The following is a 22,762-nucleotide window of genomic DNA, read 5'->3' on the forward strand; positions in this document are numbered from 1 at the left end:
CTCTAAGACTTTCTGGTATAGTTCACTTATCATTTTCGTTATTTAGGTCATATATAGTAAATATGACTTATCTTTTTTGGGAGTCTGTGTCTGTATTCCATGCTACATAAGCTTTTCAGCTTGCTTGTCCCCCTGTCAGGGATTTTACCAAAGCAGAATTGAAATTTCCTGATCAGTTCAACTACATTATGAACGAGGCTCGTTGGACGGATAATCTACTTAGTTTTTTGTTTTTTGCCGTTACTGCACTCATGGGATCAGGGGCTGTTTTAATTAAGACTTTAGTGTTTACTGATGATTCCTACAGTAAAGCATTAGAGCGGTTAGAACATGAAGCTAAAGATCAAGAAAAAATGAAATATGCTATGAATAAGTCTGCCAATGAAGTTTACTATACTGTTTTTAATGAGGATGCCATGAGCCAGAGTATGATAAATAGACTGAAGGACGTTCAAGACCAATTTGAACATGAAGTAGAAAGAGTTTACGAATCTTTGTGTAATGAACGCCTTACTAAATTCAAAACAGAAGTAGAAAGGAAAAAAGCAGAAGAAGAAGCAACTTCACATAGCTATAGAACAACTACGGTCAATATTCCAAATCCTCAAACAAAGCCCAAGAGTAACTCTAGTAAAAATTTACAAGGTAGAACTCCAATAGATGATTTATGGAAATCTAGTTTTTCAACCCCTAAAGTGAAAAATAAGTCACAAAACTATCAAGATAATGGCACAAGCAAGACTGCAACTCAAGAAGATATTATGAACATTTTTAACTCTGTTGACAGCAAATAAATAGATTGCTATAATTAACTTAAAAGCTAACTTTATTTAAAGGTAAAAATTATGCTATTTAATAATAGTGAAATTTCGCTTGTTCGATTTGAACCTACTTCTATCACAACTCATAAAGAAGAGCTATTAAATGGAGAAATAGATGCTCAAGAATTAGCTAAAGCACAAAGAGAAGACCTAAAAATGCAAATAGCCGCAGCACTATCTCAAAAAAGAATCTATCTAAATGCACAAACAAAAGAGCGTATAGCAACAATTTATCAATCATTTAGTGCAAAAATGTTTGAGCGAATTAAAGATGCCGTCCAGATGTACTCAAGGGGACTCAAAGAAGCTGACAATGCCCCTAATGAATTATCTAAACAGAAGCTAATTGATTATGCTGACCAAAAATTCAAAAAGGATTGTGATTTAATTCAGGATTTAGTTGATCATTTCCTATTGGATGTTTACAGCGATTTAAGATAACACAGCGATCGCCGCTCTGGTAGATTGGGTTGAGGCACGAAACCCAACAGGATCAACTATTAATTTATTTGGTTGGTGTTGGGTTGCACTTTGTTTAACTACATTTTGGCAATAAAGAGGCGATTAGGGTTGATAAACGGCGAATGCTAATCTTGTAAGCTTTAAAAAGTGCTATCTAAAAAACTAAACAAACTATAATTAAAATTACTGCAAAAATTTAGAGAGTCAAGAAGGAAATATGACAGAAATAGTTTTTTTAGTGGAAGATGCACCGGAAGGGGGATATACAGCAAGGGCATTAGGCGAGTCTATTTTTACCGAAGCCGATGATTTACAATCTTTACGAGAAATGGTAAAAGATGCCGTTAATTGTCATTATGATGATAGGGAAAATCGCCCTAAAATTATTCGTTTACATATTGTTATGGTTATTGATTTTTGCTTTTTTCAAATAATGCTTCTTCAATTAGAAAATCAAGTTTTCCAGCTATGGAATCTTCCTCAACTTGTTTTTCCCATTGTTGATCGTCTAAATTATTGATCCAATTTCTTAAATACAAAAATTCATCAGAAGTAAGGCTTTCAATTTCCGCTTGAATTAATTGTAACTTTGTCATCTTAGTATCTTTCCACAACAATAGTTCAAATTTGAGTTTTATATTATCATTTTTTCTGTAAAAATGGGAAGTTGCGATCGCATTTGGCAGAATATTGGAAGGGCGATCGCTTTTCTGATCGGGTGCATTAACACAGTATAATGCACCTTATTTGTTGTCTATAATTTAAAAGATTGAGATAAGGGCAGTTTGTTGGGTTGATTTTGCATTAAAATTAAGTTAGATATGTCTTAATTGATGAAACTTAGCAAGACAATGAATACTTCGATTACTTTTCAAGAAATTGCCGCCGAAATACAATTATTTGATAATATTGAACAAAAAGAACAATTTATTTTTGTGGTGGGTGCTTTAGTTTCTCGCATCATCAGTCTTCATAAAGCCGCAGAAATCATGGAAATGGATACAGAAATGTTCTTGAAAATTTTAGAATTAATGGGAATCGATTTTTCTTATCTTACTACAGAAGACATAGATAGAGAAAAAAAATGGTAATCTCTATGAAAATTGTTTTCAATTCTTCCCCTTTAATCTTTTTGTCTCAGTTAGGATTTTTAGAAAAATTCCTAGATTCTAATGATAATTTTTATTTGCCTGCAACCGTACAACAAGAAATTAATGCCAAACAAGATCAATCTTCAGAGACTCTTAATAAGCTGATCAATCAACAGAAATTAACTATCCTAAATATTAAATTAATCTCTCTAGCAAATAGTTTAAATGAACGTTTAGGGAAAGGTGAATCTGATGCCATTACTTTAGGAATAGAATTACAAACTGATTATATCATCCTTGATGACTTTGCAGCAAGAAAAGAAGCACTACGCTTAGGCTTAAATGTTAAAGGAACTTTAGCGATTATTCGTAAACTTCTCAAAGAAGGAAAGATAGAAATTGAAAATTTGGAGAGTTTTTATCAAAGACTTAGAGAAATTAACTTTAGAGTCAAGCGTGAGATATTTGAGAGCATTTTTGGAGACTGAGTGTGATACTGAAGGCACTGCGTAGCAGCACGCTTTTTTATTGGGTGCATTAACAGAGTATAATGCGCCTTATTTCTTGTTATTGATGGATTCCCACCATAACTTTAAATCACTTTCATTAATCTTTTTTTGAAGATATTCAATCTGATCTGAATAGCTGAGATTTTTCATGTCTTCAGCCATTTTTTCTTGGCTGGTTTGTTTAAAAGCTAAACAGTCAAAACTTTTTTTAATTGTCGTTGGCTTCATCAATTGTTACCTCTAAAGGAGAAATAATAGTCAAAATCCCGTAACCATTGAGTAAATTAATTTGATTATAGCCTTTCATTTTATCTAGGCGCACAATATGTTTAAAATTCCATGATATGATTGCATCCGCTCTAGCTATTGTAGCAGCCGCTACATGAGTAGCATCATTAATAGACTTTGATGTAACAACTCCTTCATTAATATAAGCATCCCTTAACTGTAAAACTTCAGCTGTTATCTTAACTACTTCAATAACTCTCTGCGGAATCGATAATAAAATATCTTTAACCGCTTGGGAGGCATTAATTAATTCGCTAACAATGATATCACTCATTAACAAAATAAACTTTTCTTGCTTAATGGCTTCCATCAATTGATTGGACTCTAAGGAAAATTCATCATCTAAACAGCCTGCAATGACTGATGTATCAATATAAACTCTAAGTTTTTTCATAAATGATAGAAAAAGTTTTCTGATCTTAGTTTAACATCAAAAATGCGATCGCCGCTCTTTTAGAGTGGATTAAGGTAGTGTAATGCAGCTTATTGATAATAGAATTTTTGAAACCTAAAAGTCGAGGGCTTTAGTTTTAAGATTTATCAAGCTTAAAGTACAGTTAACATTAAGCTATAATAATCATTAGTCAACAACAGTTATTACTATGTCTTTTGCAGCTAAATATCGAGATCGGATTGTGATTAACCCAGACATTCGCAGTGGCAAACCTTGCATTGTCAATACTCGTATTGCAGTAGCAGATATTTTTGATTATCTAGGAGGAGGGATGACTATTGAAGAAATATTAGATGATTTCCCCGATCTTACCTTAGAAGATATACAAGCCTGTTTTGCATTTGCCGCCGAGCGGGATCGTCGTTTAATGGTTATTCCCTATGAAACTGCTATTTGACGAAAATTTATCACCTAAACTACCTCTGTTACTGGTATCACATTTTCCCGATAGCGCTCATGTTAGAGATTGTAGCCTAAAAGGGTTTCCCGATCAAAGGATTTGGGAATATGCGCGTATCAATGGATTTATAATTGTCTCGAAAGATGCTGATTTTTATCAACGGAGTTTGTTGTATGGCCAACCTCCAAAGTTCATCTGGTTGAGGATTGGAAATTGTACCACTTATCATCTAATCAGTCTTATTTTAAAACATAAACAAGCTATTAAGAGATTTAGCGATAATTCTACCGAGTCTGTTTTAGTAATTGCATAATCATATATTATCCTAAGCGATCGCTTTTCTGATCGGGTGCATTAACAAAGTATAATGCGCCTTATTTATTGTCTATTGATGAAATGATCCAAAGACGTTAATTTAAAAGATTGAGGTCAGGGGAGTTTGTTGGGTTGATTTTGCGTTAAAATTAAGCTGGAGTAAATTCTAATCCCCGATTAAAATTTCAACGGAACAATCACCATGAACTTTTATACCGTTATTCTGAGAAAAAGTGCAGATTATTGGGTCTCATTATGTCTTGAAAATGGATTAGTTGGACAAGGAGAAACTCAGGAAAAAGCTATTGAGAAACTAAAAGAAGCGATTGAATCTTTTTGGGAGATTTATCATGATCAAGCCAATATATATACCAGTCCTATTCCTATAGACGAACTTCATGAATTTTTAACTGTGGGAGATTCTGAAACTCCCGAAACTTACGAACTCAGAAAAGTTTATGCCTAAAAATATTCCTTCTCTTAAACCCAAAGCACTAATCAAAATTCTTGAAAAAGGAGGCTGTCAATTTTATCGAGAAGGACAAGGTGATCCTCGTTTATATTGTAGAGTATTGTATAATCAACGTCGAATCGTTCCTATTGATATAGGTGCAAAAGAAATGTCCCCTGCTTATGTTTTACGAATTTTTAGACAATTTGGTTTTACAGATGAAGAAATAGAACATTTATTAAAATAGATGATTGAATGCGTTTTTTCAAACGAAGAAATTATCTATTCTAGTACGCTTTATCTTAATTTTATTTCCAAAAGCTAAAATAAAGTGATAGCTACCTTTTTAAGGTACATTAACACAAGAGTAAAACCCTCGATTGCTTGTGATAAATTGATTTAATGATTAATTTTCACCCAGTCATCGTCGATAAATTAGCCTGCCTTAAAAACAGGTAAAGTGACTATCACCATTTTGCCTAATTTTTTCACTCTGGTAATGAACTTTTGATTATGAAATGATCCAAATTTGAGGAGAATTTGCCATCTCAATTGTTAAGATTTCGTAACTATTCTGATTGACTGGTATCACCTAAAATACCCATGCGGATCACAAAATTGTCCAATTGTCAATAGCTTTTGAGATACTCTCACCCTGTAGAAAATCAAGAATATTTTTTAGGTGGAATAGGAAGATGAAATTTATCGATAAACTAATAAATTATCATCACCTAAACCACTTTCTAGCCTAATTAATAAGGCCATTTCCAGTTAGTAATCTCGTCCTTATCGATACCATTGGTAAAAGCATAATCGAGATTATCGATAATAGCATTTTTCATCCGTTCTTTCACATGACCGGCAGCAGAACCTAATTTCGGCACGCGATCAATGACATCGATTACTAAATGAAAACGATCAACTTGGTTACGAATGGCTAATTCTAGGGGAGTATTAATATTCCCTTCTTCTTTGTAACCGCGCACATGAATACGTTCTTGATTGCTGCGACGGTAGGTAAGTTTATGAATCAGCCAAGGATAACCGTGGAAATTAAAGATAATTGGCTTATCAGTGGTAAATAAACTATCAAAATCCCGTTCCGATAAACCATGAGGGTGTTCACTTTCCGACTGTAATTTAAACAGATCAACCACGTTGATAAAGCGAACTTTTAAGTAAGGGAATTCCTCCCGTAGAATTGCCGTTGCCGCTAAAGATTCTTTAGTGATAATATCCCCACAGCAAGCCATAATCACATCCGGTTCATCGGGATTAGTTCCATCATCATCGTTACTGGCCCAATCCCAAATACCGATACCTTTGGTGCAGTGTTTAATTGCTTCTTCAATGGTCAAGTATTGCAGGTGTTTCTGTTTATCAGCAACGATAATATTAGTGTAATTCTTGCTCTTGAGACAGTGATTAGCCACACTTAATAAACAGTTACCATCGGGGGGAAGATAAACCCGCACCACGTCGGCACTTTTATTGGTTACTAAATCGATAAAACCGGGGTCTTGGTGACTAAAACCATTGTGATCCTGCCGCCAAACCACCGAGGATAATAACAGATTCCAAGAGGAAACAGAAGCGCGCCAAGTCACATGATTTTTGCAGATATCGAGCCATTTAGCGTGTTGGTTGAACATGGAATCGATAACGTGAGCAAAAGCCTCGTAGGAGTGAAATAAACCGTGACGACCGGATAATAAATAACCCTCTAACCAACCGACTAAAGTATGTTCACTCAGCATCTCCATCACCCGACCATCGGGAGATAATTGGCTACCATCTAAATCCTCTGGATAGGTATCAGCTAACCAAGCTTTTTTAGTCACTTCATAGAGAGCCGCTAAACGATTAGAAGCAGTTTCATCGGGACCAAAAACGCGAAAATTAGTCATATTATTTCGCATTACATCCCGCAAAAATACCCCCATCACTCCCGTGTTTTCCGCTTCCACTTGGCCCGGGTGGGTGACATCTACGGCATACTGACGAAAATCGGGCATTTTTAGGTCTTTACGCAGCAATCCGCCATTAGCGTGCGGATTAGCACTCATGCGACGATGACCCCTAGGAGCGAGTTCTTTAAATTCTGGCTTAAATTGACCCGTGGTATAGTCAAATAGTTCCTCCGGGTTATAGCTTTTCATCCACTCCTCTAATTTTCTCAAGTGGTCGGGGTTTTCGTGCATAGCACCCATGGGGACTTGGTGAGCGCGCCAGAATCCTTCCACTTTATGACCATCAACGTTTTTCGGACCTGTCCAACCCTTGGGAGACCGGAGGATAATCATCGGCCAGGGGTAACGTTTAGCAATACCCGTGCTGCGAGCTTCCTGTTGATAGGAGCGAATCTGATTGATACAGTGTTCTAGGGTAGCGGCCATTTTTTGATGGCAGTGCATGAGGTCTTCATCTTCCTTACATTCGACGATGTAGGGAGTGTAACCGTAACCGACAAAGAGACTTTCTAACTCGTGGGTCGAAATACGGGAGAGAATGGTGGGATTAGCGATTTTATAACCGTTTAAGTTTAAAATTGGCAGTACCGCACCATCGCGAATCGGGTTAAGGAATTTATTCGAGTGCCATGCGGTGGCCAGGGGACCGGTTTCAGCTTCCCCATCACCCACCACCACGGCCGTAATTAGGTCGGGATTGTCAAAAACAGAACCGTAGGCATGGGAAACACTATAACCCAGTTCGCCGCCCTCATGGATAGAACCGGGGGTTTCGGGGGTGACGTGACTACCGATGTGACCGGGAAAAGAAAATTGTTTAAAGAATTTTTGTAATCCTTCCTCGTCTTCACTTTTATCGGGGTAAATTTCCGAATAGGTTCCTTCTAGATAAACCGGACCGAGTACCCCCGGCGCTCCATGGCCAGGACCGGCCATAAAAATCATATCGAGGTCGTATTTTTTGATTAAACGGTTGAGGTGAACGTAGGTAAAACTTAAGGCCGGACTTGCTCCCCAGTGACCAAGTAAGCGATACTTAACGTGTTCGGGTTTAAGATGTTCTTTGAGCAGGGGATTATCGCGCAGATAAATCATACCTACAGCTAAATAGTTACAAGCGCGCCAATAGGCATGGGTTTTATAGAGTTCGTCTTGAGAAAGGGGATTTTGTTCTGTTAAGGGTCTTTCTGGTGCGGATACCATGAATATTTCTCCAATATCTATAAGGGATGAGATTAAGAGAGTTGATAGACAATTTCTCCATCGAGAGGGTTAACCCTCGGTCAGTTTTCAAACTGTAATCAAGAGTCTAACCTTTTGGGGCGTAAAAAACTATTAAAATAAGCTATATTTTGCCAATCCGGCTAGGGGAATTTATGTCAGTCGGGCGGGGTTTTTAAATGGCTTTTAAAGGCATATTAATATGTTCTTAACTTAGGTATCAATCATTCTCAGAAAGCTTTTAATGATTTTTTAATGTCGGCTTTTCCCAAAAGGCTATATAATCATATTTTCGTTTGTCGGCAAAGGCCAACATCAGGTTTTCTCGATGCCGGTGGCGGGGAGGACTAGGGTAGCAAATTGATGATTTTTTATCTTGGAAGCACTGAAACTTAAAATCTTTCTATACTTCATCTAGCGATCGATAAAAGCTGATTAGCATATATAGTGATTCTCTACAGGCTAATCAATTCTCGGATTGTTTTTTCTTGATCGTGCCTAAGCTTATCGCAGCTGCAAAGGAGTTTTTTTCATGACAAAAGTAAGAGTCGCCATCAACGGATTCGGTCGTATCGGTCGCCTCGTTTTTAGGGCGGGTATCCAAAATCCTGATTTCGAGTTTGTTGGTATAAATGACCTCGTCCCCCCCGATAATATTGCCTATCTGCTCAAATACGACTCCACCCACGGACGTTTTCAGGGTACGGTAGAAGCAAAAGAAGATGGCATCGTCGTGGATGGTAAGTTTATCCCCTGTTACTCGATTAAAGACCCCGCTCAACTGCCCTGGGGTGCAACCGGGGCCGATTATGTGGTCGAGTCCACCGGTTTATTTACCACCGCCGAAGGGGCCGGAAAACACCTAGAAGCTGGGGCCAAACGGGTGGTTATCTCCGCACCCACCAAAGATCCCGACAAAATTCGTACTATTGTACTAGGCGTTAACGACAATGAGTACGATCCCGCTAAGGATCTGATCGTCTCTAACGCTAGTTGTACCACCAATTGTTTAGCCCCGATCACCAAAGTTATTAACGATAACTTCGGACTAGCGGAAGGATTAATGACCACGGTACACTCGATGACCGCCACTCAACCCACCGTCGATGGTCCATCGAAAAAAGATTGGCGCGGTGGTCGCGGCGCTGGTCAAAATATTATCCCCTCCTCCACGGGGGCAGCCAAAGCAGTAACCCTAGTTATTCCTTCCCTAAAAGGCAAATTAACCGGTATGGCCTTCCGTGTACCAACTCCCAACGTTTCGGCGGTGGATTTAACCTTTAAAACCGAAAAAGCCACCAGTTACGAGGAAATCTGCGCCGCTATGAAAGCCGCCAGCGAAGGACCGATGAAAGGTATCCTCGGTTATACCGATGAGGAAGTGGTATCGAGTGACTTTATCACCGACCCCCATTCCAGTATCTTTGATGCTAAAGCTGGCATTCAACTTAATGCCAATTTCTTTAAGGTCGTCTCTTGGTACGATAACGAGTGGGGTTATTCCTGCCGGATGTTAGACCTGATGAAAATGATGGCAGCTAAGGAAGCAACCCTAGTAACAGCCTAAATCAGTTATAGCGGTAAGCGCTTGAGTGAGATACAGACCAAGCTTTGCCTAGCATGGTTTATAGCTTGTGACACTGTACCTAATACGACTGCACACCGCTATATCAGTTATCAGTAAACAGTAAACTGATAACTGATAACTGATAACTGATAACTGATAAGATGAATCCAAAATTTAAAGATATTATCGCTTGGGAACAGGCACAATTATTAATGCAACCGGCATTTATTCGGGTGCTGGATAATCTGCGTAAACAGCTAGAAAATTCCCTCTGGAAAGGAACCTATACAGAAATTCAAGATCCCTATCCCAGTTATCTGCTCTGTTTGACTTATCTCGATCGCTCCGTTACTGTAAATATTTGGGAACTTTGTTTTCAAGTCTGTTTTCTCGATTATCCCACCGATGAGGGAGAGAGCGTCACCATCGATACCAGTCTCCTCGACCCCACCGGTGAACTAGATTGGCAGAGTTTGGAAACGAAAACCGAGCGCATTATTAAGCAATTATTCGCTAATTTACCTCCATGAAAGCAGATTTAGAAACGATCAAGGCAGAGTATGCCGCTAATTTTCTGAAAAATTACAGTAATGATCCCCAAAATTTAGCATCCCAAACAATTTTAATCGATCGCTCCGATTGGGGTTTATTAGAATTAAAAGGCCAGGATCGACTGCGTTTTCTCCACAATCAAACCAGTAACGCGATTGATCGCCTGAAACCGGGTCAGGGTTGTGAGACAATTTTCCTTAACTCTACCGGTCGTACCCTCGATTTTGTCACAGTTTACGCTGGCGATGATTCCCTCCTCATCCTCGTTTCTCCCCAACGTCGTCAATTTTTACTGGAATTGATTGATCGCTATATTTTCCCCTTCGATAAGGTGGAAATTAGCGACTTAACCGATAATTTTGGCATTGTCACCCTAATCGGTACTGAAAGCGGGCAATACCTGCAAAAAATCGCCATTCCAGAGCAGATTTTAACGGGGGTGCAGCATAGTCATTATCTCCTTTCCGAACCCCCCCTGAGAGTGGCCGTCGGCACCGGCTTAGACCTACCCGGATATACTTTAATCGTTGCCGCCGCCGAAGCGGGCCCCCTCTGGGAAAATTTAATAAAAAATGGCGTTACTCCCGCCGATGAGCAGGTGTGGGAATACCTGAGAATCCATCAGGGCCGACCGGCAGTCGATCGAGAATTAACCGAAGACTATAACCCTTTAGAGGCCGGTTTATGGCGAGCGATCGTTTTTGATAAGGGCTGTTATATTGGTCAAGAAACTATCGCCCGTCTCAACACCTATAAAGGCGTAAAACAAAGACTTTGGGGCATAAAACTCAGCCAACCCGTCCCCAGCAATACCCCGATTATTTTAGAAGCGCAAAAAGTCGGTTTACTCACCAGTGTGCTGGAGGATTTTGGCTTGGGTTATGTGAAAACAAAAGCGGGAGGAGAGGGTTTAAAAGTACAAATCGGCGAGGCAACAGGAGAATTAATCTCTTTACCCTTCCTCTCCCACGAATACCCCTAGAAAAGTGAGAAGTGGGGAGAGGGAATTATGAATTATGAATTATGAATTATGAAGTGGGGACGTGGGAAGAAAAAATAAAAATAATCTCCTGACGGCTAATAGCTAAAAAGCTGATAACTGAAAAACCCCTCTAACCCCAGCGACTAGCGATAGGCATTCGCCAACCAGTGCCAAAAGCGCGATCGCTAATTTTTAGTCCCGGGGGGGCTTGTTTGCGCTTAAATTCGGCATTTTTAACTAATTTAATCACTTTCTGCACAATTTCAGGCTCAAAGCCGGCGGCGATAATTTGTTCGGCGGATTGATGGCGATCGATTAATAGTGCTAAAATAGCATCTAAAATCTCGTAGGGAGGTAAAAAATCTTGATCCTTCTGATTGGGTTTTAATTCAGCACTAGGAGCTTTATTAATCACATTAAGGGGAATAATTTCCCCGTGCCGATTTAACCAGCGACAGAGGGAATAAACCCTCGTTTTCGGCACATCAGCAATCACTGCTAAACCACCATTCATATCACCGTAAAGAGTGCAATATCCCACCGCCATTTCTGATTTATTGCCAGTGGATAATAGTAAATGACCGAATTTATTAGAGAGAGCCATTAATAAATTACCGCGAATGCGTGACTGAAGATTTTCTTCAGCAATACCGAAATCAGTCCCAGCAAAAAGCCGCTCTAAAAGTTGATCATAAGCGGTCATAATTTCCTGAATTGCTAACTTCTCACTTTTGATACCTAAATTATTAACTAAAGCCACTGCATCGCTAATGGAATGGTCGGAACTATAGGGAGAAGGCATCATCACAGCGAGAACATTTTCTTTACCCAATGCGTCGCTGGCAATAGCGGCAACTAAACTGGAATCAATGCCACCACTCAAGCCGAAAATTACCCGTTTAAAACCGCATTTCTGCACATAATCTCGTACTCCTAAGACTAAGGCTCGATAAATTTCCTCATCTTCATCGACGGGTAAAGGATGAATAACTGCGGGTAACAAATCTTGATTAAACTCGATCAATTCTAGGCTAGAAGTAAATGCTTTGGCGCGATAAATCACTTCTCCTTGTCGGTTAAAAGCAACACTGTCACCATCAAAAATTAAATCATCATTACCTCCCACTTGATTAACATAAACTATCGGTAAATTATATCTAGTGGCACTATGAGATAATAAAGATTCTCGCAATTTTTGCTTACCGACACTGTAGGGAGAAGCGGAAAGATTAACGATTAAATCCACTCCCAAATTAGCTAAATCAGCGATGGGATTAACTGCGTATTGACGTTGACCCCAAAATTGTTCATCATTCCAAACATCTTCACAGATAGTCACACCGATTTTTACATTATTTTCTGTTAGTTGAAAATATTGACTTTCTTTCCCAGAAGCAAAGTAACGATCCTCATCAAAAACATCGTAGGTAGGCAATAAACGTTTAGTAAAAATTTGTTTAATCTCTTGACTTTTTAACAAAGCTATGCTATTAAATAGCGGCTTTTCTCCTCTGACCGTTGCCGAGGGATTTTTTTCGACAAAACCGACTAAGACGGCTAACTTTTCTGGTAATTGTTGGGACAATAATTGCAATTGTCGAGACATTTTCTCGACAAAACCCAGATTTAATAACAAGTCTCTGGGGGGATAACCACAGAGGGATAATTCCGGGGTTAAAAGTAATTCTGCTCCCTGATTAAATGCTGTTTGAGCAGCCTCTAAAATTCTTTGGGCATTTCCTTCGATATCTCCAACAATGGGATTTAATTGAGCGATAGCAATTCTCATATTTTTTCCTATTTAAACAAAAACTAACGGTTGCTCTTTAAAGGGAGCAAAAGCTTTTTCATCAAAGCGATATAAACTAGCGGGACGACCGGCACCACGAGAGACTTTTAAACCCATATCTTTGAGAAATCCTAATTTCAAGAGCCGATTTCTGAAGTTGGAATAATCACTAAAATTTTTACCTAAAATTGTCTCATAAAATTGATAAAGATCATTTAAAGTAAATAATTCTGGTAAAACCTCAAAAGCGACGGGACTATATTCTACTTTATTGCGTAATCTTCGCCAGCCATATTCTAAAATTTGACCGTGATTAAAGGCTAAATTTGGCACTTTATCAATCATATACCAAGTGATATTATAATCCCGTTCAGTGATTAATTTCGCTTCTTCAAACCGCACTAAAGCGAAGTAACTCACCGATAGATAACGTTTCCCAAAACTCTCGGCCGCTGCCGGGAAATCTCCCTCTGGACCGCCAAAAGTATATAACTGTTCTAGATAGAGATTATTGACGCTAATTTTCTCGGCTAAAATTCGATAGGCTGCCGTTTCAAGTGATTCCCCATTTCTCACTAAAGTCCCGGGTAAACTCCAGTAATTACTAAAAGGTTCTTCCCGTCTTTTAATCAGAAGCACCAGCAGCCGATTTAATTGGGTATCAACGGAAAAGATCACGTTATCAACTCCGACTTTAAAATCAGCTAGAGATTTATTAGCTAGGGTCTTTTGCGGTTTCATGCGTAAAGTTTTTGACCTTCGATATAATCTTTAATCGGTGCAGGAACAGCCTGTTTATCGCCTTTTTCTCGATAATCTGTTGAGGATACAGCCGGAGCAAATACATCAGCAATTAGACAATCACCCCCTAATGTTTGCAGTTGTTCAATATCATCTTGATTAATAGGATAGCCGGGACGGGGAATCACAAGAATTTTGACTTTTTCTAGTAATTCTTGGCTGCGATACCAGTGCCTAATTTGTCCAGCTAAATCAGAACCAATGACTAGGGTATATTCCTCCTGTTCTCCCCAAATTGCTTGCGCTTTTTCTACACTAATTAAACTACGTCGATCGCTTAATTCTCGTCGCAGTTGTATATTATCTCTTGGGGGTTGAATATCCCCGATGAGCAAATTTAACATCCTCAGACGATGTTCGAGACTGGTTTGATGATTTTTAAAGGGATTATCGGCAGCCCAAACCGCAACGATATCGTACTGTTCCGATAACCATTTTAGTATGGCTTGATGACCGGCAGTAGGAGGATCGGCACTGGTTCCAAAAAGGGCAATTTTAAGCATAGGATTCAATTACTTGCTCCCTGAGGGATTAGTTTAAGTCTGCTCAATCTTGGCAAAGATTAACTTCTCCCCATTATAGTTGATTTTACCAAAATAGGGCAAGAGGATCAGTGATCAGTAATCAGTGATCAGTAATCAGTGATCAGTGAAGTTTTGCGACGAGTGGGCTGCTATTAACTTAACAGAAAATTCCCTAACACTTGGCCGTTCTGAATAGGGGAGATTGCGTCTAATTGCAAAAAGATACTTATTCTTGAATAAGAGCATAATCATAATGCTCCAAAATTTCACCTAAACAGGATGAATTATCATCGTATAAATTACCTAAGTTGTCTTCTTGCAAATGGTTTCTAACCCGATCAAAAAGCCCAACGGAATAGACACTATCATCATGACGAGAACGGTATCTAATCCCATCTACTCCTTGGGGATGTCCCCAAATTGCCCGCCCCCAAGTCCGACAATATTCATAATCACCGGAAGAAATGCGGGCATCTATTCCTATACGAACAAGGGCCGGCCCCGTTAAGTCGGCCAACAGTAAAGCGCGATCGCTTCTAATTCTAAAAAGATTTCTATTTCTTAGGGCTGTAACGGTTACGGCTCCGTCAAATGTTCGCCCAAAACATTCAATAAAGGTACTGTACTCATCACCCACATAGAGAAGCCCATAGCCCTGATTGGGTCCATCGAAACGACCGCTACCACTGCGGTCAAAATGAAGACTAGAAAGGTGTCCGGTCCTATTTAATCTTAGCCAGGGGCCTGGGGTTTCAATGACGGGCAATTGACGCTGACTAAAATCGTCTGGTGGGAGGGGAAAAGGAGGCAAACCCATTACGCCGCGCTATGACTCCCGTAGCACTTAGCAGCCCAAACCACTGGCTCGATTTCTCCCTTTTGGAGTTTTTCTAGCGGGGTTGCTCCCTCTAAACGAATATCACCCGTAAGCAGAAAGAGCATTTGTGTCCAAGCACCGTCTTCTTTTAAGACGGCTAACACTTGGTCTAAACCTGACAAAACTTTGCCATCAATAAATTGCCAAGCAGGATAAACCAATTCTTCGTTGACAGATAAACCTAAGACCCGATGATTGAGCCTCATAGTTTCTAATTCCAAAGAACTACAGGCTAAAACACTACAAACCTCGGTGCTGGTTAAGGTTCCGCCTTGCTTAGATAGGAACCGTTTCTTCGCTTCTTCGCCTCGTTTAATGGCAGCTGCCAACGGAGAGGCCAAAGCTAAAGGAGATTGTGTTTTTTGCATAGATTCTAACATTTTTAAGCAACCCTACCACCGTCAACAAGGCCTGTATAAAACAAATACAAGTCTCCCTTCAAATGTTTAGTTTCTTGTATAAGCTTACGTTTATTGTCTGAATACCCAATAACCTTACCTTTCTCTGGCCAGCCATATTTGTCGCGACCAGTGATCTCTACGACCACCCATTGATCGGGGTAATCGGATGAGACATCGGCGAGCCTCAAATCTTCTGTTTTGTGGCTAAGTGCTTTCATGGCTAAGGTGGCAGTTGATTTGATCAGGGTCCTTGTTTTTGTCTAGTAGTGTTTTGCTCCTCGTGTCAGGAATCCCTAACATTATTAGCTTGACTCAATCTACCCTCATGGGCTAAGATTCGGGGATGATAATGATGAGTAAAGAGCCAGAACCCGTGAGGATACTGGCTCTCTCCTAGCTTCGCATCATCGGGATTAACCCTCTCAATTAGCCCACCAGGAGACTTAAAACCTTAGTAGTGGACTCAAGAAGCCAGGAGGTCAATCAATATGAAGAACTTACTCACTGTCATCATGCTCCTAAGCTCCCTTGCTTACGGCGTAGCTCTGGGAAAAATACATCCGTACGACTACGTTTTTATCTACACCATCAACGAACTAGCAAAACGTCAGGGTGGAGATAATCAAGACGGGAAGCGGTAGGCAGAACGTTTACTTAATTCAAGCTGGGCAGTGCGGCAACACTCGACCAGCTTTTTTGTACTGTTTCTTACTATCGCTCTATCTTCTTTAATATTATCCATAATATAATCACTTACTGTAAGGATATCAACCAATAAATATTGCAAAGTTAAGCCAACAAATATTGCAAAGTTAAACCAACAAATATTGCTATCATTAAACAATAATTGTTGGTACTCCATTTCAAAATATGCTAACTAGCCCATCAATATATGATGCCCAAAAGCTGGCAAGAAACTGTGGTTTGGATATTTCCAAGCACTGTAAGAATCTCAACCAACAAATATTGCAAAGTTAAACCAACAATTGTTGCAAAGCTAAACCAACAATTGTTGCTATCATTAAACAATAATTGTTGGTACTCCATTTCAAAATATGCTAACTAGCTCGAAAGTACAGCAAGATGCTCTCGTCAACTCCCCCATCACTGTGTGATGCCCAAAAGCAGGCAAGAAAATGTGGTTTGGATATACCCAAGCTAGAGGCTTTATTGAAAGAAATCGAACCCCTATCTGATAAATATAAGGAGATATTTTATCGGGCGGCTACAGGACTTTATTCCGCCGATGACTTGGCTGAAATGTTCAATCATAGTAGCGGCAAAAATCTAAACGCGGATTTCAACAAAAATCTAGGATCCCATCTTAAGGATTACCTTGAGTTAGATGACAGTGAGCGTGTGGGAATTACCTCTCTAAGAAGGATTCTCTTTAAAAAGGGCTATTGTGTTGACATTAATGACGATGAATCAGTGAGAGTTTTGCCCACACGCTACGCTGAAAATTCTGAATCAGAGCAGTCTTTTACTGTCAGACACAATTAGTGCGAATGAGAATACCACCAATCAAGGAGATTGATTTAAAAATGGAAAACACAGAGTTATTGTGTGAGGTAACAACATCCGCCAGTTGCCCTGCTGACATTATTAATGGGTTGTTAGCTCAACTAGACAATAAACAGGACAGCGATCACCGTGCTGAAATCATAAGGAAATTAGGAGAATATCCTGATCCTCAAGTGATTAAAACACTTTGGGATTTGAGAAATAATCTCGAAAACGAATCCGATGATTTTGTGTATTACGAAATCAAGCTTAGTCTGCATAAGGTAACTACTCATCCTAGTATAAATATTGATTTTTTTCTGGATAACTTAGAGGTATTCCAATCAAAAGATAACAATTCTCAAGCTCCGAAAGTATTAATTGATACTGATCTAATTGAAGAGTTTTTATTACGAAATCAAACGACTCTTAACGGTGAAGCTACTAGGGTTATGGGACTTGTTTTAGAGGTAAAAATTAATCCTTACATCCGCGAAATGGGATTAATACAAATTTGGCATAGTATCAAAAATCTGAAATCTCAAGAATATGCCAATCGTTCGATCATTGAACTTCTGAGTAAAATTAACGTCGGTCAAGTTAACTTGAAAAAAATTGACCTAGAAAAATATCCCAACGTTAATTTAAGAACGGCAATTCAAGTTGAGATTGCCAAGAAATATAACCTAGCGGGTATTATCACCATCGCAGATCGAGAATTCATTGCCAGTGGGTATCCTTTTGTGGGTTCTCCTTCCTTATTCTTACAGTTTTTAGGGGAAGATACCTCGCCGGCATCTATCGAAAGAACTCTCAAAAATCTCGGTAAAGCTGCCATGGAACATGAGAAAGTAAAACTCAATCAGCTTTTAGAAAACGAGCCTCAACAAAACTTATTCTTTGAAGATAATCTTTGGCTTTTTCAAGGCTGGAAAATTGAGAACTTTGAAATTCTCTGTGCTAACAACAATTTAACTTCTGCGACAGTTATCTTATGTAATACAAAAACCCAAGAGCGTTACACTGAATCGGCCTTTAAAAAAGGTTCAGTAGATGCACTTTGTACTGCCTTTGATGAGGCTCTAGCTCATTTAGTTGAAATTAAACATCATCTTAAATCTATCTATTTAGCTAAGTTGACACCGGGTAAACAAGGAGCCACAACTGTCAAGGCGGTGGTTGAGTATGATGGTAAAGAAGTGATTACTATCCACACCCATGAAAATATTCTCAAGGCTTATTTTTTCGTCTACGTCAAAGCGATGATTGCCGTTTATGCACCCGATGAATATCACCCCGATATTCATCGCACGGAAGAATTGACATATTTGCACAAAATTGGCGAACGAGATTTTCGGGGACTCAATTTCAGCCAAGTTAATTTAATGGATTGTGAGGCCAATCTTTCCGATGCAAAATTGATGGGATGTAACTTCAGTCAGGCTAATCTTTCGATGGTTAATTTAACTAATGCTGATTTAACAGGAGCCGATTTAAGTCATGCCAATTTGAGCAAAGCTGATTTAACGGGAGCTAACTTGACCGATGTTAAATTAGATGAAAATAATCTAACCCTACTTGATGGCACAATTTTGACTAACACAATTATGCCTGAAATTAACATTGAAATTATTGGCGAATCCCGTTTAGAAAAGATTGCTCAACTACTCAAACACATTGATCCTCAAAGTCAATCTCGAATCTTGGCTGTTCACTCCATGACAGATTGCATCTGGTGGGATAATCCTCTTGGTCAAAAATTCTGGGAAGTTAACAAAGAACTAATCAAAAGAGGGATTTCTATTCAACGAGTTTTTATTCTTCCTGAAGTTCCGACTCCAAAGCATTTACAGGTGATTCAGGAACAACTTAACTCTGGCATAGAAGTTGCTTGGATTTGTCAGGAAAAAGCCAAAGATGTTGAAGGCTATCGTTGGGATGATACCAACCTATTAATTAGCGAAAACTTATCTGTTCCCAGAAATTCTTTTACAGCGAGAAGAACTATGAATGGTCAAACAGAATCAGGTTATATTTCCTATCAAACAAGAGTTGTCGAGACAGATAAAAGTATCTTCAAGGATCTATGGGAAAAATCAGAAAAACTCTCTACTCAAGCTAATATTCAGGAACAATTAGCAAACCTAAGCACCTGACCCCGAACTTTATTGTTTTATTAACTGATGCTCACAATGCGATCGCTTTTTCTATTTTGTTTTCATAAAAAGCGATCGCTAAAAAGAAATTTCTCGGTCGTTTGTCACACAATCCTGAAGATATAAATCAATTAATTCCTGATAAGAAATTCCTTTTTCTTTTGCTTTTTTTTCAAAGAAATCAATGACATCAATCCTTAAAGGTAAAGTGACCTGCCGCTTGAGTTGTTGAGCAAAAGGATTAGGACGACTTTTCATATTAGCGAGATCATACTCTGATTTCATAAACAATAACCTCGATGAGGACAGTATAGTATTTTGTTTAAATTTAACGACTCAATTATAGTACATACAATCAAATTAACGATAGTTTGCTCTTAAAAAGTTTTTCTCTCTCACCTCAGAAAAACTGCGATCGCCGTTCTAATTCTATTTTGATAAAAAGCGATCGCCTCCCCACAATCCCTAAAAAATAACCATAAAATTAATTAATAGAATATCGGAGAAAGACAAAGATGATTATCGCTCAAGAAAAACCAACTATTGCGACAGTCACCAAAACCCCTGTCACTTTGGAAGCATATCGGGCGATCGCTGAAACTTCTCAGGAACGTTATGAATATTGCCATGGAGAAATGATTCTTATGCCTGGAGGAACCGCAACCCACAGCGCAATTGCGATCAATATCTCGGTTTTTTTGGGATTTTTATTGAGAGATAGGGATTTTCGTCTGTATAACAGCGATCTGCGGCTGTGGATTCCTGAATATCATTGTGGAACCTATACCGATCTCATGGTTGTTAACCATGAACCAGAATTTAACGGCGATCGCAAAGACGAAATTCTTAATCCTTTATTTATTGTAGAGGTGCTTTCCCCCGCCACGGAAGCCTATGATCGAGGTGATAAATTTAGAAAATATCGTTCCCTGCCAAGTTTTTGTGAATACCTGCTCGTTAGTCAAACTGAACCCTACATTGAGCAATATTTCAGACTCGCACAGAGCGATCGCTGGCAACTACAAACCTACGATCAACTTAGTCAAATAATCCCTCTGGAGAGTTTAAACGTTGAACTTCCCTTGCTAGAAATTTATCGTCGTGTTAGTTTTGCCGCAGCCTCATAAATCCCTTAATCCGATTAATAACCTTTCTATTTTGTTTACATAAAAAGCGATCGCCCCACAGTAAAGAAGCGGTGAGAAGTAGTTCATTAGAACTACTCAGGATAGTTAGGCAGAGAATGATATTGAAAGATGCCAAATATACTGCCGACACTGCCGACACTGAGAATACTGCCGACACTGCCAATACTAAGAATACTGCCGACGCTGCCAATACTGAGCATACTGCCGATACTAACCAGACTTAAAATGCTGCTGGCACTAGCGAGACTTAAAATACTGCCAGCACTGCCTAAACTCAAGATACAGCGATAACTAGCTTTGCTCAGATAATTAAGACCAGAAATCATTTTAAATCGGGGAAAGATTGGGGAATAGTTAGGGAAGTATTTTGCCAAACCTGTTGTAAACGCATAGCCGGCATAGTTAGATAAAGAATATCACCTTGGTCGAGAGTGATTTCCAGTAATTGCCAACCGTGGATAGTTTGACCTTGTTTTTCTAAGTAAAGTGGCACAAAATCGGCATTCATCGCCGCTTCCTTGACAATTTGACCCATAAAAGGATGATTCGGTGTGATTAATGTGGCCAAAGCAACCCAGAGGAGATCATCGGTCATGCCATTACCGAGAATTCTACCGCCCAAAGCGGCCGCAGCAAAGGAATAGGTAGCCAGATCCCGGGGACATAATACCGTATCAAAATCAAAAACTTCTTGAATCGATCGCCCGAATTGTTCCTGAGAGCATCGTAAAACTAGATTAATTTTAGGAGCGATCGCTTTAGCAGTGAGGGCAATCTCCACATTAATCATATCCTCGTAAGTAACCACGATCAAAGATTCGGCGTTGTTAATATTAGCGGTTTCTAGGGTAGCCACTAAACGCGCATCCTCGATGATGACGGGGATTCCCCAGGAGCGCACGGAATGCAAAAATCGGTTATTGGGGTCCGATTCAATCACCACCACTTCACAGCCTTGGTCGTGCAATTGTCGCACAATCCGGGTGCCGATACCTCCTAAACCACAGATAATGTGATGATTGCGGACGGGAATGCGGGTAGCATCCCAAAACTGCTTAAAGCGACTACCGAGAATAAAATCGTTGAGGAGAGCATAACAGATACCGATAACCCCCGCACCGACAATCATCATGACCACGGTAAAAATTTTGATACTATCGGGAGTAGATTCGGCCACTTTTTCGTTACCTCCGGCGCCGGTAATCATCCCGACGGAAAAATAGAGGGAATCGACGAGGGAAATTTTTTGATTAACGCTGAGATAGGTAATGGTAGCAAGGGAAATCATCCCCAAGAGGGAAAGGGTGACAAGAATTACCGGTTGGACATAGTGCTGATAGGGACGGAGATTGAGCAGATTTCTCAGCCACTTTTGCAGTTTAAAACGCTGTTTTGCCTTAATTGTCGGTTTATTGCCGATAATGAGATGATCGCCAGTTTGGAGTTTTTTGCCTAAAAGAACTGCTGAAACCAGATCAATTTCGTCGTGAGCCGGGAGATAATAGATTAACATCCGGGCCGGATCGTCCCAAAGCTCGTAGAGGGGTAATCCCCACCAAGGATGATTTTCATCGATAATTATCTCTTGAATTGGCCAAAGGCGATCGAATAGCTGTAATTGACCGATAGCTTTATTACCAAGGGCAGCAAAGGAAAAGATCGGAGCCGCTAGGGAAGCAACGCTCATGCTAACGTGAGCAGGGAGGGTTTGATCGAGTCTTTCTCCCAAAGTTTCGTTAAATAGTCGGTTAACTATCCGAATTTTCGGGTTAATTATCCTGGCGCGGGTGAGAATTTCCAGATTGAGTGCGTCGTTATCGATGGCCAAAACTAGGGTTTCTGCATCTGGGAGACCAGCTTGCAGCAGAGTTTTAGGAGAGCAGGGATCGCCGATAATAATATCAGACTGGTATTCACAGACCATTTGGCGATCGCTAATCGCCACTACTGCCGCAGATTGTTGTTTGAGTAAACAAAATATTTTATAACCCGTGCGACCTAATCCACAGACGATGATTTGCGGTTTCATTCGTCGAGCGCGTTTTTTGCTGATTAACCTTTCAGTTCTAGCGCAAAAACTAGGAAAAATCTGTAACTAAAGCTGCAATGCTGCTAATTTTTCCAATCAGGCTTTTAAAATGATAAAATAACCCTCATCATTGATTTAATCACTTAGGTCTTGACTCGCTTTCTCTGGGATAAATTTAGTAAAGATTACCTCGAAACTTTTCTCGCTTCTTCCGGTGACGTGAAAACCAGCCTTGATGTGACGGCAGAAACTCAAGAAATCGATGTGTATTTTCGACCGACTTCCCCAGAAATACCGCCTGAATTAGGCCTATTGGGCAAATTAGCTCAAACCCCTTGTTTATTGGAACCCTATCGCAATCCGGTCACGATTGATGGCATTATTGCCTGTTTATCTAAACTGTTGACTGTGCGGGAACAATTACAAAGAGAAGCTCACCGCAATCAACAAC

28 protein-coding genes and 1 pseudogene are annotated in these 22,762 nt (G+C 39.6%); 16 read left to right on the forward strand and 13 right to left on the reverse strand.

From position 1 onward, the window contains the following. Positions 1-188: 188 nt before the first annotated feature. The 5 genes from IM473_RS01685 to IM473_RS01705 all read left to right on the forward strand — a co-directional run bounded on the left by IM473_RS01685 (position 189) and on the right by IM473_RS01705 (position 2,862). Complete coding sequence (locus tag IM473_RS01685) at positions 189-794, forward strand: hypothetical protein (RefSeq protein WP_287657789.1); 606 nt, start codon at positions 189-191, stop codon at positions 792-794. A gap of 51 nt (positions 795-845) precedes the next feature. Beyond that, a complete protein-coding gene (locus IM473_RS01690; protein WP_110579803.1) occupies positions 846-1,262 on the forward strand; it encodes a hypothetical protein in 417 nt (138 codons plus the stop codon). Positions 1,263-1,500: 238 nt separating this feature from the next. Further along, entirely contained in the window at positions 1,501-1,803 is a 303-nt protein-coding gene (locus tag IM473_RS22650) for a 2-oxoisovalerate dehydrogenase (protein ID WP_287657791.1), read from the forward strand. Positions 1,804-2,134: 331 nt separating this feature from the next. Next, complete coding sequence (locus IM473_RS01700) at positions 2,135-2,374, forward strand: UPF0175 family protein (protein WP_002754053.1); 240 nt, start codon at positions 2,135-2,137, stop codon at positions 2,372-2,374. A gap of 5 nt (positions 2,375-2,379) precedes the next feature. Then, positions 2,380-2,862, forward strand: a complete 483-nt coding sequence (locus IM473_RS01705; RefSeq protein ID WP_287657792.1) for a PIN domain-containing protein — start codon at positions 2,380-2,382, stop codon at positions 2,860-2,862. 69 nt (positions 2,863-2,931) lie between these two features. Here the strand turns inward: IM473_RS01705 and IM473_RS01710 are convergent, their stop codons facing one another. Both IM473_RS01710 and IM473_RS01715 read right to left on the reverse strand, forming a co-directional pair. Continuing rightward, positions 2,932-3,111 (reverse strand): hypothetical protein, encoded by a 180-nt coding sequence (locus IM473_RS01710; protein WP_002747316.1) that lies wholly within the window; start codon positions 3,109-3,111, stop codon positions 2,932-2,934. Then, the gene (locus tag IM473_RS01715; protein WP_287657794.1) at positions 3,092-3,565 is read right to left on the reverse strand and encodes a PIN domain-containing protein; all 474 of its coding nucleotides are present in this window, start codon (positions 3,563-3,565) and stop codon (positions 3,092-3,094) included. The genes IM473_RS01710 and IM473_RS01715 overlap by 20 nt, the downstream gene beginning before the upstream one ends. A 208-nt stretch (positions 3,566-3,773) precedes the next feature. On the opposite strand from IM473_RS01715, the gene IM473_RS01720 reads away from it, so the two are divergent. The 4 genes from IM473_RS01720 to IM473_RS01735 all read left to right on the forward strand — a co-directional run bounded on the left by IM473_RS01720 (position 3,774) and on the right by IM473_RS01735 (position 5,038). Next, the gene (locus IM473_RS01720) at positions 3,774-4,022 is read left to right on the forward strand and encodes a DUF433 domain-containing protein (protein WP_002735373.1); all 249 of its coding nucleotides are present in this window, start codon (positions 3,774-3,776) and stop codon (positions 4,020-4,022) included. Next, positions 4,006-4,338 carry a DUF5615 family PIN-like protein gene (locus IM473_RS01725; RefSeq protein WP_012266357.1) on the forward strand — a complete coding sequence of 111 codons (333 nt, stop codon included), beginning with the start codon at positions 4,006-4,008 and terminating at the stop codon, positions 4,336-4,338. The genes IM473_RS01720 and IM473_RS01725 overlap by 17 nt, the downstream gene beginning before the upstream one ends. Positions 4,339-4,542: 204 nt before the next feature. Next, positions 4,543-4,806, forward strand: coding sequence for a type II toxin-antitoxin system HicB family antitoxin (locus IM473_RS01730; protein WP_002737641.1), 264 nt, complete (start codon positions 4,543-4,545; stop codon positions 4,804-4,806). Further along, complete coding sequence (locus IM473_RS01735; RefSeq protein WP_002783016.1) at positions 4,799-5,038, forward strand: type II toxin-antitoxin system HicA family toxin; 240 nt, start codon at positions 4,799-4,801, stop codon at positions 5,036-5,038. The genes IM473_RS01730 and IM473_RS01735 overlap by 8 nt, the downstream gene beginning before the upstream one ends. A gap of 505 nt (positions 5,039-5,543) precedes the next feature. Here the strand turns inward: IM473_RS01735 and IM473_RS01740 are convergent. After that, on the reverse strand, positions 5,544-7,964 hold the full coding sequence (locus tag IM473_RS01740; RefSeq protein ID WP_287657795.1) for a phosphoketolase family protein: 2,421 nt from the start codon (positions 7,962-7,964) through the stop codon (positions 5,544-5,546). A 550-nt stretch (positions 7,965-8,514) separates the two neighbouring features. On the opposite strand from IM473_RS01740, the gene gap reads away from it, so the two are divergent. The 3 genes from gap to ygfZ all read left to right on the forward strand — a co-directional run bounded on the left by gap (position 8,515) and on the right by ygfZ (position 11,083). Further along, positions 8,515-9,549, forward strand: coding sequence for a type I glyceraldehyde-3-phosphate dehydrogenase (gene gap, locus IM473_RS01745; protein WP_052277988.1), 1,035 nt, complete (start codon positions 8,515-8,517; stop codon positions 9,547-9,549). Between the two features lie 161 nt (positions 9,550-9,710). After that, entirely contained in the window at positions 9,711-10,079 is a 369-nt protein-coding gene (locus IM473_RS01750; RefSeq protein ID WP_123231023.1) for a hypothetical protein, read from the forward strand. Beyond that, complete coding sequence (ygfZ, locus tag IM473_RS01755) at positions 10,076-11,083, forward strand: CAF17-like 4Fe-4S cluster assembly/insertion protein YgfZ (protein WP_287657797.1); 1,008 nt, start codon at positions 10,076-10,078, stop codon at positions 11,081-11,083. Before IM473_RS01750 ends, ygfZ begins: the two co-directional genes overlap by 4 nt. A 130-nt stretch (positions 11,084-11,213) precedes the next feature. Here the strand turns inward: ygfZ and IM473_RS01760 are convergent, their stop codons facing one another. From IM473_RS01760 to IM473_RS01790, 7 genes are all read right to left on the reverse strand, one after another. Then, positions 11,214-12,872: an NAD+ synthase gene (locus tag IM473_RS01760; RefSeq protein ID WP_287657798.1), complete on the reverse strand. Its 1,659-nt coding sequence runs from the start codon at positions 12,870-12,872 to the stop codon at positions 11,214-11,216. A gap of 12 nt (positions 12,873-12,884) precedes the next feature. Beyond that, positions 12,885-13,613, reverse strand: coding sequence for an NUDIX hydrolase (locus tag IM473_RS01765; protein WP_287657799.1), 729 nt, complete (start codon positions 13,611-13,613; stop codon positions 12,885-12,887). Next, a complete protein-coding gene (locus tag IM473_RS01770) occupies positions 13,610-14,176 on the reverse strand; it encodes a nicotinate-nucleotide adenylyltransferase (protein WP_287657801.1) in 567 nt (188 codons plus the stop codon). Before IM473_RS01770 ends, IM473_RS01765 begins: the two co-directional genes overlap by 4 nt. 247 nt (positions 14,177-14,423) lie before the next feature. Further along, a complete protein-coding gene (locus IM473_RS01775) occupies positions 14,424-15,014 on the reverse strand; it encodes an RES family NAD+ phosphorylase (protein ID WP_287657802.1) in 591 nt (196 codons plus the stop codon). Continuing rightward, on the reverse strand, positions 15,014-15,454 hold the full coding sequence (locus tag IM473_RS01780; protein WP_287657803.1) for a hypothetical protein: 441 nt from the start codon (positions 15,452-15,454) through the stop codon (positions 15,014-15,016). Before IM473_RS01780 ends, IM473_RS01775 begins: the two co-directional genes overlap by 1 nt. 2 nt (positions 15,455-15,456) lie before the next feature. Further along, the gene (locus tag IM473_RS01785; RefSeq protein WP_287657804.1) at positions 15,457-15,693 is read right to left on the reverse strand and encodes a hypothetical protein; all 237 of its coding nucleotides are present in this window, start codon (positions 15,691-15,693) and stop codon (positions 15,457-15,459) included. Between the two features lie 404 nt (positions 15,694-16,097). Further along, the gene (locus IM473_RS01790) at positions 16,098-16,337 is read right to left on the reverse strand and encodes a hypothetical protein (RefSeq protein ID WP_287657805.1); all 240 of its coding nucleotides are present in this window, start codon (positions 16,335-16,337) and stop codon (positions 16,098-16,100) included. Between the two features lie 221 nt (positions 16,338-16,558). Here IM473_RS01790 and IM473_RS01795 point away from each other — a divergent pair, with 221 nt between their 5' ends. Both IM473_RS01795 and IM473_RS01800 read left to right on the forward strand, forming a co-directional pair. Next, on the forward strand, positions 16,559-16,978 hold the full coding sequence (locus IM473_RS01795; protein WP_287657806.1) for a hypothetical protein: 420 nt from the start codon (positions 16,559-16,561) through the stop codon (positions 16,976-16,978). Positions 16,979-17,019: 41 nt separating this feature from the next. Next, a complete protein-coding gene (locus IM473_RS01800; protein WP_287657808.1) occupies positions 17,020-19,134 on the forward strand; it encodes a pentapeptide repeat-containing protein in 2,115 nt (704 codons plus the stop codon). A 78-nt stretch (positions 19,135-19,212) separates the two neighbouring features. Here the strand turns inward: IM473_RS01800 and IM473_RS01805 are convergent, their stop codons facing one another. Further along, the gene (locus IM473_RS01805) at positions 19,213-19,419 is read right to left on the reverse strand and encodes a UPF0223 family protein (RefSeq protein ID WP_002740011.1); all 207 of its coding nucleotides are present in this window, start codon (positions 19,417-19,419) and stop codon (positions 19,213-19,215) included. Between the two features lie 230 nt (positions 19,420-19,649). On the opposite strand from IM473_RS01805, the gene IM473_RS01810 reads away from it, so the two are divergent. After that, positions 19,650-20,261: a Uma2 family endonuclease gene (locus tag IM473_RS01810; RefSeq protein WP_002793139.1), complete on the forward strand. Its 612-nt coding sequence runs from the start codon at positions 19,650-19,652 to the stop codon at positions 20,259-20,261. Positions 20,262-20,353: 92 nt separating this feature from the next. Here IM473_RS01810 and IM473_RS01815 read toward each other — a convergent pair whose 3' ends face one another. Beyond that, positions 20,354-20,608 (reverse strand): hypothetical protein, encoded by a 255-nt coding sequence (locus tag IM473_RS01815; protein ID WP_002750132.1) that lies wholly within the window; start codon positions 20,606-20,608, stop codon positions 20,354-20,356. Further along, positions 20,605-22,311, reverse strand: coding sequence for a potassium channel family protein (locus tag IM473_RS01820; protein ID WP_287657809.1), 1,707 nt, complete (start codon positions 22,309-22,311; stop codon positions 20,605-20,607). The genes IM473_RS01815 and IM473_RS01820 overlap by 4 nt, the downstream gene beginning before the upstream one ends. A 150-nt stretch (positions 22,312-22,461) precedes the next feature. Here IM473_RS01820 and IM473_RS01825 point away from each other — a divergent pair. Beyond that, positions 22,462-22,762, forward strand: a pseudogene (locus tag IM473_RS01825) (DUF4351 domain-containing protein); the annotation flags it as partial.

Origin of the sequence: Microcystis sp. M015S2 (assembly GCF_020245945.1) — a bacterium.
GTDB lineage: Bacteria > Cyanobacteriota > Cyanobacteriia > Cyanobacteriales > Microcystaceae > Microcystis.